This is a genomic window from Chitinophaga cymbidii (assembly GCF_007992715.1).
Taxonomy (GTDB): Bacteria; Bacteroidota; Bacteroidia; order Chitinophagales; family Chitinophagaceae; genus Chitinophaga; species Chitinophaga cymbidii.
Genome location: NZ_BKAU01000001.1, coordinates 1,486,043 through 1,499,213 on the forward strand (window position 1 = coordinate 1,486,043; position 13,171 = coordinate 1,499,213).

The 13,171-nt window shown below is 53.4% G+C and carries 10 protein-coding genes; 5 read left to right on the forward strand and 5 right to left on the reverse strand.

All coding sequences use genetic code 11. The features are described 5' to 3' along the window. Positions 1 to 19: 19 nt before the first annotated feature. Complete coding sequence (locus CCY01nite_RS05945; RefSeq protein ID WP_146858724.1) at positions 20 to 3,115, reverse strand: TAT-variant-translocated molybdopterin oxidoreductase; 3,096 nt, start codon at positions 3,113 to 3,115, stop codon at positions 20 to 22. 57 nt (positions 3,116 to 3,172) lie between these two features. Further along, complete coding sequence (locus CCY01nite_RS05950; protein ID WP_371863613.1) at positions 3,173 to 4,414, reverse strand: c-type cytochrome; 1,242 nt, start codon at positions 4,412 to 4,414, stop codon at positions 3,173 to 3,175. Positions 4,415 to 4,914: 500 nt separating this feature from the next. Between CCY01nite_RS05950 and purN the strand changes: the two genes are divergently transcribed. Beyond that, positions 4,915 to 5,484, forward strand: coding sequence for a phosphoribosylglycinamide formyltransferase (purN, locus tag CCY01nite_RS05955; RefSeq protein ID WP_146858726.1), 570 nt, complete (start codon positions 4,915 to 4,917; stop codon positions 5,482 to 5,484). A 78-nt stretch (positions 5,485 to 5,562) separates the two neighbouring features. Continuing rightward, positions 5,563 to 6,216 (forward strand): hypothetical protein, encoded by a 654-nt coding sequence (locus CCY01nite_RS05960; RefSeq protein WP_146858728.1) that lies wholly within the window; start codon positions 5,563 to 5,565, stop codon positions 6,214 to 6,216. 3 nt (positions 6,217 to 6,219) lie between these two features. Here CCY01nite_RS05960 and CCY01nite_RS05965 read toward each other — a convergent pair whose 3' ends face one another. The 3 genes from CCY01nite_RS05965 to CCY01nite_RS05975 all read right to left on the reverse strand — a co-directional run bounded on the left by CCY01nite_RS05965 (position 6,220) and on the right by CCY01nite_RS05975 (position 10,337). Continuing rightward, positions 6,220 to 8,490 carry a TonB-dependent receptor gene (locus CCY01nite_RS05965; RefSeq protein ID WP_146858730.1) on the reverse strand — a complete coding sequence of 757 codons (2,271 nt, stop codon included), beginning with the start codon at positions 8,488 to 8,490 and terminating at the stop codon, positions 6,220 to 6,222. A 72-nt stretch (positions 8,491 to 8,562) separates the two neighbouring features. After that, positions 8,563 to 9,768, reverse strand: coding sequence for a GTP-binding protein (locus CCY01nite_RS05970; RefSeq protein WP_246129864.1), 1,206 nt, complete (start codon positions 9,766 to 9,768; stop codon positions 8,563 to 8,565). A gap of 149 nt (positions 9,769 to 9,917) precedes the next feature. After that, positions 9,918 to 10,337: a MerC domain-containing protein gene (locus tag CCY01nite_RS05975; protein ID WP_146858732.1), complete on the reverse strand. Its 420-nt coding sequence runs from the start codon at positions 10,335 to 10,337 to the stop codon at positions 9,918 to 9,920. 153 nt (positions 10,338 to 10,490) lie between these two features. On the opposite strand from CCY01nite_RS05975, the gene CCY01nite_RS05980 reads away from it, so the two are divergent. Genes CCY01nite_RS05980 through CCY01nite_RS05990 form a run of 3 tightly spaced genes read left to right on the forward strand, consistent with a single transcriptional unit; the run spans position 10,491 to position 13,151 of the window. Beyond that, entirely contained in the window at positions 10,491 to 11,120 is a 630-nt protein-coding gene (locus tag CCY01nite_RS05980) for an ABC transporter ATP-binding protein (RefSeq protein WP_146858734.1), read from the forward strand. Then, the gene (locus CCY01nite_RS05985) at positions 11,117 to 12,589 is read left to right on the forward strand and encodes an ABC transporter permease (protein WP_146858736.1); all 1,473 of its coding nucleotides are present in this window, start codon (positions 11,117 to 11,119) and stop codon (positions 12,587 to 12,589) included. Before CCY01nite_RS05980 ends, CCY01nite_RS05985 begins: the two co-directional genes overlap by 4 nt. Further along, complete coding sequence (locus CCY01nite_RS05990) at positions 12,582 to 13,151, forward strand: DUF3299 domain-containing protein (RefSeq protein ID WP_146858738.1); 570 nt, start codon at positions 12,582 to 12,584, stop codon at positions 13,149 to 13,151. Before CCY01nite_RS05985 ends, CCY01nite_RS05990 begins: the two co-directional genes overlap by 8 nt. The last annotated feature ends 20 nt before the right edge of the window (positions 13,152 to 13,171 follow it).

Below are 13,171 nucleotides of genomic sequence, written 5' to 3' on the forward strand. Positions count from 1 at the left end.
CTTCGCGGAAGATCACTTCCTAGTGATGAGCTTTCTCTTCACCATGCGCGCCCGCTGCCACCGGCGCCGCATCCTTGTTACGGATCTTGGCGAGGTAGTTAATAGAAGGCAGTGTATGGGTTTCTTCCAGCACATAGAACAGGCGGTCCTGCTGTTCTTCGTTACGTACTTTATAAATACGGCTATCCTTGTCGTTGATGTTACCGAATACGATCGCATCCGCGGCGCAGGCCTGCTGGCAGGCGGTACGCGCTTCTCCGTCTTTCATCGGGCGGCCTGCTTTCTTGGCGGCCAGCTTCGCGTCCTGCAGACGCTGTACGCAGAAGGAGCATTTCTCCATCGTACCACGGCTACGCACCACCACGTCAGGGTTCAGCACCATGCGGGTCAGCGCATCGTTCATATCGCCGGTATCGTGCAGGTTGCCTTCAAAGCTGTCCGCACCGTTCCAGTCGCGCCAGTTGAAGCGGCGAACTTTATACGGACAGTTGTTTGCGCAATAACGGGTACCGATACAACGGTTATATGCCATCTGGTTGATGCCTTCAGAGCTGTGGTTGGTGGCGGCAACGGGACAAACGTTCTCACACGGAGCATTGTCGCAGTGCTGGCAGAGCATCGGCTGGAACACCACTTCCGGGTTGTTCTCATCACCGCTGAAGTAACGGTCGATGCGCAGCCAGTGCATTTCGTGCGCCAGTACCACCTGTTCCTTCCCTACCACGCCAACGTTGTTCTCTGCGGAGCAGGCCACTACACAGGCGGCGCAGCCGAAGCAGGTGTTCAGGTCGATGGACATGCCCCATTTGATGCCGGGGTACGGGTGGTTGGGATACAGGGTGGCGTCTTTACGGAAATCTTCTCCGTAGTGCGCCAGGTGTTCCCGGTCGTGGTTCACCTCTTTCGGGTTCTTGATAAACTCTTCGAGGGTAGTTTCCTTGATGATCGGGCGGCCTTCGTAGCTGTTATGCGTTTGCGTAAGGCCCACCGGGTATTGTCTGCCGGTTTTCTCGGCGGTTGCTTCTGTTACAAAGTAATCGAACGTCTGGCCGTTGAAGGAAACGAACGGATAAGCGTTCGCGCCTACTTCACCGGCAGCTTTACCGATGAATGCCTTTTTGCCGCGGCCGTAACCTACTGCAATGGCGATCACATCGGGATGAATACCGGGAACGATCAGCAGGGGCAGTTCTACGGTCACACCTTTTGCGGTGATCTTCAGCACTTGCTTCTCTGCGTGGATCTCGTAGTCGTCGCCCAGCTCGGTCCTGAAGGTTTTCGCTACTGTATTGGATACACAGGCGTAGTTGTCCCATGTAGCGCGGGTGATCGGGTCGGGGGTTTCCTGCAACCAGGGGTTGTTGGCTTCCTTACCGTTACCGATCGCAACTTTTTCATACAGCACCAGTTCCATTTTGCCGCCTTTCTTCGCGCTGCTGATCTTTGCAGCCGCGCCGGCAACGTCACCTGCGAATGCAGCGCCTGTGAGGGCTGCACCGGCCTGCGGTTCGATCACGCCATCCTGCAGTGTTTTGTCCCACGCTTCCTGGGAACCCAGCTTCGCGATCCATTCATTCTTAAGATAATCTTCCCAGGCTGTGGTGTTTCCGCTCCAGCTCAGGAGAGAGGACTGGAATGCGCGGGTTTTGAACAGGGGAGCGATCGTCGGCTGGATGAAAGCGTAGTAGCCGGTACGTCCTTCCGCATCACCCCAGCTTTCGAGGAAGTGATGGTCGGGAACGATGTATTTGCAGAGTTGTGTGGTTTCGTCGTAGCGGTCGTTGAAAGAAATGGACGTGCCTACTTTTTTGATACCGTCCGCGAACTTCTTCGCATCGAAGTAATCGTAAGCGGGGTTGGCGCCGTACACGAGCAGTGCGCCAACGGAGCCGGCGTTCATGTCGTTCACCAGCTGCGCCATATCACTGTCGATACCCTGGCGGTAGTTGGAGGTCACTGCCCAGTCGATGGTAGTGCCGTTTGCGCCGGCAAGGTTGTTGATGGCGTTCACGATGATCTGTACGTTCACGTCGTTGGAGCCGGATACCACCAGTGTTTTGCCGTTGTTGGCCTGGATGGCTTTGGCGGCTTTGGCGATACCTTCTTTCAGACGGGCGTCCGCGATCACGGGAGCGGTTACGCCGCCACCGAGTGCTGCCAGCAGCGCGAGGGCTACGGCGCCGGTCTCAGACGGGCGGTGTGTGTATCTTTCGTCAGCGTTGGCGCCGGTGAGGCTCATCATGCTTTCGAAGTGGAAATGCTTGCTCATTTCCGGGTTCTTTGCATTGATCTTGCGGTTGGCGCCGTACTGGCGGGAATATTCTGCGGGGTTCAGCCAGGTACCGAGGAAGTCGGCGCCGAGGCTTACCACTACTTTTGCATTTTCAAAATGATAGGAAGGCAGGGCCCTTTTCCCGTAGGAGGCTTCATTCGCCAGCAGCATACCGGAATAGGAAACCGCATCGTAGGTAACGTGACGGGAGCCGGGGTATTTCGCCAGGAACTCGCCGATCAGTTTTTTGGTAGTAGGGCTGATGATGGTGGAGGACAGCAGCACCACAGGCTTGCCGGCGATAGCAGCGGCTACCTGTTTGTCCAGCTCCGCAAAAGTCAGTTCCTGCACACGGTCTTCCAGCTTGTCGCCTTTGTCCGCTCCCTTGTTGATACCGGGATAACGGAGACGGGCTACATCGTAGAGGCCCAGCACAGTTGCCTGTACCCTTGCCGTGGTGGCGCCGCCGGTAACGGCAGACATTTCGTTTCCTTCTATCTTGATGGGACGGCCCTCGCGGGTTTTCACCACCAGGGGAACGTATTCACCATCTACAGCATAGGCAGAAGCATAATAGTTGGGTACGCCGGGTGTAATGTCCTGCGGCTTATTCACGTAAGGGATGGCCTTCTTCACCGGGATGTCACAGCTTGCGGCAATGGTTGCCGCCGCGGTGGTGAACCCGAGGTATTTCAAGAAATCTCGGCGGGGGGTTGTAGCATTCAGCAGGCTTTCACTCTCTTCAAACGGCAGGTCTTCCCTGAATTCGTTTTTCACAGCTTCTTTATGCGCAGCCGTATTGTGCAACTCCTCCAAGCCTTTCCAATACTTTTTTTGCTCCATGTGATTATATCGAGTTACGATTTAAAAATGTTGAGTCTAGCTCCTTATCCTTATATATTAATAGTGGCATTTCTGACATTCGGTACCACCCACCATTTCAACCGTCACATCCTTGATCTTACCGTCCTTGATGTCATTATGCAGTTTCTCGAAGATGCTGTAGTAGTTGTTCTCAGCGAATTGTACATTGGTTGTACGGTGGCAGTTGATACACCAGCCCATAGAGAGGTCAGCGAACTGATGCACCTCGTCCATGTTCTGGATCTCGCCGTGGCAGGTCTGGCATTGTACCTTGCCGGCTGCTACGTGCTGGGAGTGGTTGAAGTAAACGTGGTCAGGCAGACTGTGGATCTTTACCCACTCGATCGGCTGGCCGGGTTTGGTGTAACGCTGTGCGTTAGGATCCCATCCAACATGATCGAACAGCTTCTGGATTTCCGCAGTACCGTTCACTTTCTTGCCTTCAGCGGTAAACAGGTCTGGACCGGTATACTCTGTGATGGCTTTGTGACAGTTCATGCAGACGTTCTCGGAAGGGATCATGGCATGCTTGCTTTTCTCCGCGGAGGAATGGCAATACAGACAGTTGATCTGGTTAATACCGGCGTGCACCTTGTGCGAGTAGAAGATGGGTTGCTCCGGCATGTAGTCCTGCTGGCGGCCCAGGCCGATGGCGCCCTGGATAGTGAAGTATCCGCCTACAACGAACAATAATATGATACAGATAGCGATATACGCCTTATTCTTATAGAACGGAACGGGTTCGGCATGTTCATGCCCTTCTTTTTCGGCGGCCAGCTTGTTAAGGTTGCTGTTGATCTGCATCAGGATCACCGCTACGATAGCGAGGATCAGCGTGATAATACCGAAAAGCAGGCTGTTACCGCCTGAATCCTGCGCGCCTGCGCCGGCTTCAGCACCAGCAGCGGCTCCCTGAGCGGCGCCCCCTGCGGGCTTGGATTGCTCCTGCGCAACATAGGCCAGGATATTATCTATATCCTCGTCCTTCAGGCCCGGGAAGGCCGTCATCGGCAGCTTGTTATACTGATTGAAGAGATCGTTGGCGTATTTATCGCCAGTAGCCAGAACAGCCGCAGAATTGCGGATCCATTGATGAAGAAGCTTCTTATCAGGCCATCTGTCCTCTACTCCCGCCAGGGCAGGTCCGGTCAGCTTTTTATGAACATTGTGACAGGAAGCACAGTTCTGCTGAAATAGCGTCTTACCCGCACCAGGATCTGCTGCCCGAGCCACGGAAATAGAACTAACCAGTCCCGCGCATAGGATAAGAACACTCACAAATTGCTTACGCAAACGAATGGAAACACGACGATACACAGCCTATTTAGTTTAGATTTGACCTAAGGTTTCTTTAAAAGTGCCAGCAAAAATAAGACAGAATGTTGACAATTTACCAACAATTAAAAAAAAGTTACCCTTGCTTTGATAGCACTTTTTATATACTATCCACACAAAAACGATCTCTTGAAATGCTTTACTATAGCCGGTTTTGACGATGTAATCCTGCCCTGCGACGCTCTGGTCCGTATAAATTCCTGATAAAAATCATATTTCCCGAAAGAAGAAAACCGGGCTTCTGAATGATATTATTTTTGCCTGCCCTGAAATAGCAGTTATATATTTAAAGAATTTTTATTGTGTTCAAATTACACAAAATCTACTTTTCCTTAACAAGATACTTTCACAATAGTTTATCATACCCTACCCTTAAATTTATGAAAAAAGACCGACCCATAAAGTCTTATCTGCCTATTTTTGCTCCTCATAAAACAACAGGCTTGAAGAATATCGCCATTTTCGCATCGGGCACAGGCAGCAACGCCCAAAAGATCATCGACCATTTCAGGAATTCCGGCCTTGCCAGGGTAACGCTCATCCTTTCCAATAAAGCCGGCGCCGGCATCTTCAACATTGCGGAGAAGGAACAGATCCCGGCCGTGCTGATCGACAAGGAGGAGTTTTTCCGGGGAGACCGCTATGTGAAGCTGTTACAGGAAAAGGAGATCGACCTGGTGGTGCTGGCGGGTTTCCTTTGGAAAGTGCCTTCCAACCTCGTTACCGCATTTTCAGGACGTATTATTAATATACATCCGGCGCTTTTGCCTAAATTCGGGGGGAAAGGCATGTACGGCCATTTTGTGCATGAGGCGGTGCTCGCCGCCGGTGAAAAGGAAAGCGGCATCACCATTCATTATGTAAACGAAAAGTACGACGACGGCGGGGTGATCCTGCAGGAGCGTTGCGCCATCTCGCCCGAAGATACGCCCGAGACGCTGGCGCGCAAGGTACAGGTGCTGGAGCATCAGTGGTTTCCCCTAATTGTGGAACGATTATTGACATCAGAATAACAATCCTGCACTGATATTCAACTGTAAGCTGCTATGAAACGAAGTTCCATCTGGCTGCTGAAAAAACACTTTGTACAGATGAAAAGATCACTACCCTTTTTGCTGCTATTCTCGCTTGCCAGCCTATGTTCCAATGCCCAGGAAAAATTCCGCAAGCACACTTATCTGAAAGTCAACCCCACCACTATCATCAGCGCGCTGGATATTTACCTGGAACAGGACCTCACCGAGAAGCTCAGCCTCGAACTTGGCATCAGCGGTATTTATACAGACTATCCGGATTATGTTTTCCTGCGGCGGGTAGACATCGGGCAGAAGAAACCCGGCCTCAGCACCGAGCAGCTGGTGGAAGGCCGCGGCCTTGGCTTTCGGGCCGGCATGAAATGGTACATCTTCCGCCCGCAGGCTGCTACCAATGCCCGCGGCACTTACTTTGAACCGGTGTTGTTCTTTAAAAAGATATTTTACCCCAAAGAAGATGTTGCCCTGAACGGCCAGACCTACCAGAACTCCGGGGACAAAAATGTATATGGCATTCAGTTACTGCTGGGGCGCCAGATCAAAAAAGAGAAGTTCGTGATCGATCCCTACCTCGGCGTTGGCGTACGCAGCAAGGTGTACCGTTACACAAACTTCTCTGCAAATGGCGGTGGCGTGAACGAAGATCACAGCGAGCTGGTCAACGTACTGCCAAGCGTCCATCTGGGTATCAAGATTGGATTAAGCCTTTAACTATTATTGACGGGTGAACCGTACGCCAAGGAACCCGCGTATCCCCTGGTTCGGCGCAAACACATAACTCGGATCGAACGTGAGCGCATACGGATTTTCCGCGGTCTGCATCACGGAGCCGTCCGGATTGTATTCCACCAGCTTGTCGAACGGATCATGCGAGCGCGCGATGGAGTTCTTCGGCGGCGTAAAATTCAGCAGGTTCTTCACGCCTCCATACACTTCCCATCCTTTTGCAAATTTTTTCGTGAGCTGGATATTCTGAATGCTCCATACCGGCGATTCCCCGGGCCGCGGGTCATGCTCGCCGAGCAGCGGCAACAGCATCGGGCCGTATAGGTTCCCGGTGTAATCCACGCTGATGCCCGGTTTCGTGAAAGTATAGGAAACAGACCATGTGCCGGAGAACCTTTCAGAGAGCATGGGCCGCGTTTTAATGCCGTTCTCCTTTTCATATACATCCACATACGTTACCCCGGCAATGAGCTTCAGCGGGAAGTTGAACATCAGGTCCACATTCAGGCTGGCGCCTTTCGAGATGGCGTGGCCATTGAGGTTCTCATAGCTGATGGTATCCGGGCGGCTGTAGTCCGGGAAGATCTTGTTGGAAAAATACGTGTAGAAAGCGGTAGCGTCCAGCCCGAGGAAGGCATTATTCAACGGTATCTTCTTCGTGAAGTTGAGGTTCATGTTCCAGCTGCGTTCCGGTTTCAGCTCTCCGTTCACCACCACTTCGCGCGCGCCGGTCAATGCAGCGTGATCTTCCGTGAAGATGGACACCACGCGGTAGCCGGTGCCCGCATTCAGCCGCAGTACGTTGCGGTAGTTGGGCGCCCATTTGTAGGCGAAGCGTGGCGTGAGGATGTTGCCGTGCACCGAATTATGATCGTACCGCATGCCCATCAGCAGGGTATGCCCCGGCGCAAATTTGAACTCGTCCTGGAAGAATACGCCGGGCAGGAAAGTGCGTTTCGGCGGGTTCTGGTCTTTACTGGCGGTGGCGGCGGTGTTGTCGTCATAATAAGTATACCGGAAAGGAAGGCCCGCCAGCAGGTTGTGCCGCCCCACCTCCTTGTCCCATGTAAGCTGGGCAAAGGCGATGGACTGCTGCGCGAGGAACCAGGTGGTGCCGTACACCGAATTCTGGTCGTGATAATTGAAAGACCCGTTCAGCATGAAGTGCTCTTTTGTGGGCAGCTGGTATTGACCGATCACCTCCACACGGCTGGTGTAAATGCTTTCGCCGTACACGCTGTCCGTTCCCCGCCATTGTTTGCCCCAGTTCATTTCGCCGCCCCAGCGGTCTTCATAGAAATATCTCGCAGCGATAGACGCCACCCGGTCGTGTTTGCGGATAAAGCTCCATTTGTTAAACACGGAGATGCGGTGCTGGAGGGTCACGTCCGTAAAGCCATCGCCGTTTTTATCTTCCGGTTGCTGGTAATTATAATAGTTCAGCCCCAGCAATCCCTGCGCCTTTTTGCCCGCATTCATCCGCAGGCCGAGGTCCACATTATACTCCTGCCAGCTGGTGGCCATTACGTCCGCCGTCATCAAAGGCGCGGAGGAAGGTGTTTTAGTGATGATGTTGATGAGGCCCGCCACCGCTTCCGATCCGTACAGCGTGGAAGCAGGCCCTTTTACGATCTCCACTCTTTCGACGAGGCTGTTGGGGATGCCGGACAAGCCGTAAACGGTAGAGAGGGCGCTGACGATGGGCATTCCGTCGATCATCACCATGGTATACGGTCCTTCGAGGCCGTTGATATGAATGTCGCCGGTGTTGCACACGTTGCAGTTCAGCTGCGGCCGCACGCCGTTCACGTTCTGCAACGCATCGAAGATGCTTGGCGTGGGATTCTTTTTGAAGAACACCGGCGAATAAACCTCCACGGGCACGGGGCTTTCCATTTTGGTAACAGGCCGCAGCGTGCCGCTGACCACGACTTCATTCAGGCTGGAAGCGGTAGCCTGTAGCCGTACAGCCGTTTCTGTTATACCGGAGCTTTTTATGTGGATGGATTGCAGGTATGGTACATATCCCACGGCGCTTACCTGCAGCTGATGCCGGCCGGGGGGAACGTTCTTCAGATCAAATTCGCCTGTTTCGCTGGTGACGATGCCGGTTTTCAAGTCTTTAAAGCCAACGCTGGCAAAAGGCACGGGCTTGCCGTCCGAGGTAACGGTACCTTTCAGCCGGCCTTGCGCAAGCAATTCCGTTGTATGCGTTATCAATAATATAATACAGCCGATGCGTATAATTCCAGTGATCATTTTTCCATTTTATAAGGCAAATTTAAAAACAGAATTGATATTCATCTAAATTTATTTTTAGATTAATCTAAATTATAGATCGGGAAACGGATCGTCGAACGTACCTCCGCTGGCCCAGTGGCTGATCTCCGGATCGTTGCACAGGCAGGCGTTCAAATCACGGGTGACGGCTTCCTTATCAAGATCCTGACCGATAATGACGATCTCATTGTAGCGGTCGGCAAAAACGGGATGCCAGCGCTCGCGGATCAGCGCTGTGGTAGCGGCGTCCGTCTGCCAGCGTTCAGGCGGGATGGAACACCACCACTGCCCGGCTTTATCGGCCATCAGGGAAGCGCCGGCCTGGCTCCAGTTGATGGCGGTATCCGGACGGGAAGCGATCCAGCAAAGACCTTTGCTGCGGATCACGCCGGAAGGCCAGCGCTCGCTGATAAAACGCCAGAAACGCCGGGGATGGAAGGGTTCGCGGCTGCGGTAAACAAAAGAGCTGATGCCATATTCTTCCGTTTCCGGCACGTGCTCCCGTTCCAGTTCCGCGATCCATCCGGCGCTTTGGGAGGTTTTGTCAAAATCGAACAGGCCGGTGTTGAGTACTTCGCGCAGCGGCACTTTCCCCTGTTCCGCTTCAATGATCCTGGCGTCCGCATTGAACTTGCGCATCACGGCTTTCAGCGCGTTTTTCTGGTCTGTTGAAACAAGATCGCATTTGTTGAGGATGATCACGTTGGCGAATTCGATCTGTTCGGTGAGGAGGTTCACGATGCCGCGGTCACTGCCGTCGTCCAGCATTTCGCGGCCGGCATAATCCCGGTGGAAATTATATGCATCCACAACGGTGACCAGCGTATCCAGCTGGCTGAAAGCACCCAGGTCGATCCCGAGCGTTTCGTCGCGGTAAGTGAATGTTTGCGCTACAGGTAGTGGCTCCGAAATACCGCTGGATTCTATCAGCAGGTAGTCAAAACGTCCTTCGGCGGCGAGGCGCTGCACCTCGTGCAGCAGGTCTTCCCGCAGCGTGCAGCAGATACAGCCGTTGCTCATCTCCACCAGCTTTTCTTCCGTATGATGCAATACGTTCTCGTTGCGCACCAGCTGCGCATCGATGTTCACTTCGCTCATGTCGTTCACGATAACGGCTACACGAAGGTTTTCTTTGTTATGAAGGATGTGATTGAGCAGCGTGGTTTTGCCGGCGCCGAGGAAGCCGCTCAGAACGGTGACGGGAAGTTTTTGCGGAGTGTTTCGCAGCATGGCGGGTGTGAGTTGGAAAGTGGTCATAATAATAGATGGAGGATGTGATTGAATGAAGCTGTCAGAAAAATGGAACCTGCCGGTAACCGCAGCGGTCGCTCAAATAACACCGGACTTTAACGTTCGTGGACAAGCGATGCATCACGCATTATCAAAGCTGTTTCATTTGCCAGGGATCAATGCTGATGCGCTTCCGCGGGTTCTTCCGCGCAAACTTTACAGCTCCTGCATTCCTTCAGGTTCAGCAAATGCGCCCAGACGATCAGCCCCGCACCGGCGGAGATCACAAACGGCTCCCAATCCTCCGGCGATAAAAAATGTCCGGCCAGCAGCCCGGCATACCCCAATGTGAACAGCACCAGCGGGCGAATATGACGGTGATGGCGGCGATACCCGCGGAACAATGCGGTATATCCCACCAGGAAAGAAAAGGCGAGCAGCCCGTATTCCAATAATTCGTTTTCCAGCATTTCCAGTCCCAGCAAGGGAAGCGCAGTAATCACCAGCGGCAGCAACACACAATGCACCGCACATACCAGGGAAGCGCCAATGCCCAGCGCATCCAGGTTCCATTTAGAGAAAAGATTCGTCCGCATACAGTTTCAGTTTTTTGAGGCAACAAAACTAGGTGTTTTTTGCATCATTGTTGCATTTTAATATAACTTTAAGAAAAAAATTAAGCAGGGATGGGTATCTTCACCCATCAGCAGCATCAGAATGCAACGGTGTTGCTTTAAAGAAAAGGAATCATGATATACACCAGGAACCTTGCTTACGCATATCCCAACGGGCGGCAGTTGCGGTTTCCGGACATGGAGTGCGCGGAAGGCCGCGTGCTGCTGATAACCGGACAATCAGGCGTGGGAAAAACAACGCTGCTGCACCTTCTGGCCGGGCTGTTGAAGCCTTCCGGCGGGGAGATCAACATCGCCGGAACGGACATCGGGCCGTTCAGCGCAGGAGCGATGGACACCTTCAGGGGCAAACACATCGGCATTATTTACCAGCAATCGCATTTCATCGCATCCCTGACCGTAGGCGAAAACCTCCTGCTGCCAGCAGCGCTCGCCTCGAAAGACCATCCGCGGCAACGGCTGCGAAACATTGCGGAAAGGCTGGGCATTCATGGCCTGCTGCACAAAAAACCGGCGCAGCTCAGCCAGGGCGAGCAGCAACGCGCATCCATCGCCCGCGCGCTGATCTCCTCCCCACAGCTGTTACTGGCGGATGAACCGACCGCCAGCCTGGATGACCAGAACTGCATCGCAGTGGCGGAGCTGCTCGCGGAACAGGCGCAGCAGCAACAGGCGGCGTTGCTGATCGTTACGCACGACAGCCGGTTGAAACAAGTATTTGATCATCACATCCAACTATCATGATCCTTCGCATTGCATTTAAAAATCTTTTACATAAACCGCTGTACGCAACGCTTTGCTGGCTGCTGCTCGCCTGCAGCACGGCCGTGCTCCTGATGCTGATCGCATTGAGCAGACAGGCGAAAGAACAACTGGAAAAACAGATCGAAGGGGTGGACTTAGTGCTGGGCGCCAAAGGCAGCCCGCTTCAGCTCATTCTTTCCAGCGTGTATAACCTGGACGCTCCCACCGGCAATATTTACCTGCAGGAAGCGCAGCGGTTCATGCAGCATCCGATGGTGGAATCCGCCATCCCGCTTTCGCTCGGCGACTCCTACAAGGGATACCGGATACTGGGCACCACGCCGGCTTACCTGGACAGGTTCAAGGTACAGCCCCGCGAAGGGCGTATTTTTTCCGGATCGATGGAAGTGGTGATAGGCGCCACCGTGGCGGAGCGCGCCGGACTGAAGATCGGCAGCCGCTTTGCCGGCACGCATGGGCTGGAAGAAAAAGGGCATGTGCATGAGGAGCATAGCTATGTAGTGGTGGGGGTGCTTCCGGCAACGGGGCTCGCCATCGACCAACTAATCCTTACGCCGCTGGAAAGCGTGTGGACGATCCATGAGCCGGCGAAACATCTTGAAGATGAAGACTCTGAACATGATCATGAAAAGGATAATGCGGTGCAGGAGCACGATCATGGAACGGATGATGATGATGCACACAAACATGATCATGAAAAGGCGGATGATCGTACGAACAGCGCTGCCGGCGAACATCATCATGCAACGGATAGCCATCCGGAGGATGACCATTCGGATGCTGACCGGCAGAATGCGGCTGACGCCCATGATCATGAAGACGATCATCAGGAACCAGCAGATCATGATCAGCACCAAAACGCTGTTCCGGCAAACGGCCACGTAGCCGCTACAGCTGCCAACAAACAGATCACCGCCGTTCTCATCCACTTCAGAAGCCCCCTCGCACAGCTTCAATTCCCCCGCATGATCAATGAAAATACAAATATGCAGGCCGCCGTTCCCGCAATAGAAGTGAACCGTCTTCAGTCCCTGATGGGTTCCGGCGCCGAAGTGCTCCGCATTCTTGGCTGGCTGTTGGCAGGCTTGGCTGCTTGCAGTATTTTTGTAATGCTGGTGCAGGGCACCCACGAACGCAGGTACGAGCTGGCATTGTTGCGCAGCATGGGCTCCGGCCGTGGGAAATTGTTGGGACTGGTGCTGTCGGAAGCCCTTATCCTCGCACTTGCCGGCATTCTCGGCGGCTTTTTATTGAGCAGGCTAAGCCTGTGGCTGCTGCAGCAAGAGGTGTTTACCAACTATCACCTCACCTTTTCAGGGCTCTGGAAGATCACTGCTACAGACATGATCACCGCTGCCGCCATCCTGGCAGCCTGTCTGCTCGCCGCGCTCTTCCCGGCCATCCGGGCGTTCCGGCTTAACATTTCTAAAACACTGGCAAATGCTTAAAACAGAAAGATTTTTATTGGCGGGCCTGGCTTTTCTACTGGTATCCTGCTCGGATATCTCGCAGTTCTGCCGCCATTCATCCATATCGGCGGGATATCTGTCCAGCTTCATCAGCCTCCGGCAATCCGCCAATAATGAAAGCCCGCTGCCGGTATCCACCGTTACCTACGCGGATACCACCACCCGCAGCGTAACATGGAAACAGCTGTCCGACGTTATTTTCGACCGGAAATGGGACGAGAAGCTGCAAATGCCCATGCTCTACCCTTCTTTCAGCCGTAACATCAAGGCCCTGCACGGCAAAAACATCGTTATCAGCGGGTATGTTATTCCCCTCGATGTAAAAGGCGGCATGTACGTGCTCTCCGCCAATCCGAACAGCTCCTGCTTCTTTTGCGGCGGCGCCGGACCGGAATCTATCATGGCGCTGAAATTCAAATCAGGCAGTCCTTCTTTTGAAACGGACGATTTTGTCAAGTTTAAAGGAAGATTAAGGCTCAACGAGAAAAATATTTACGAATTATACTATAACCTGGATGACGCCGTGCTGGTAGGGAAATAACGCAAACTGTGCTACCTTTG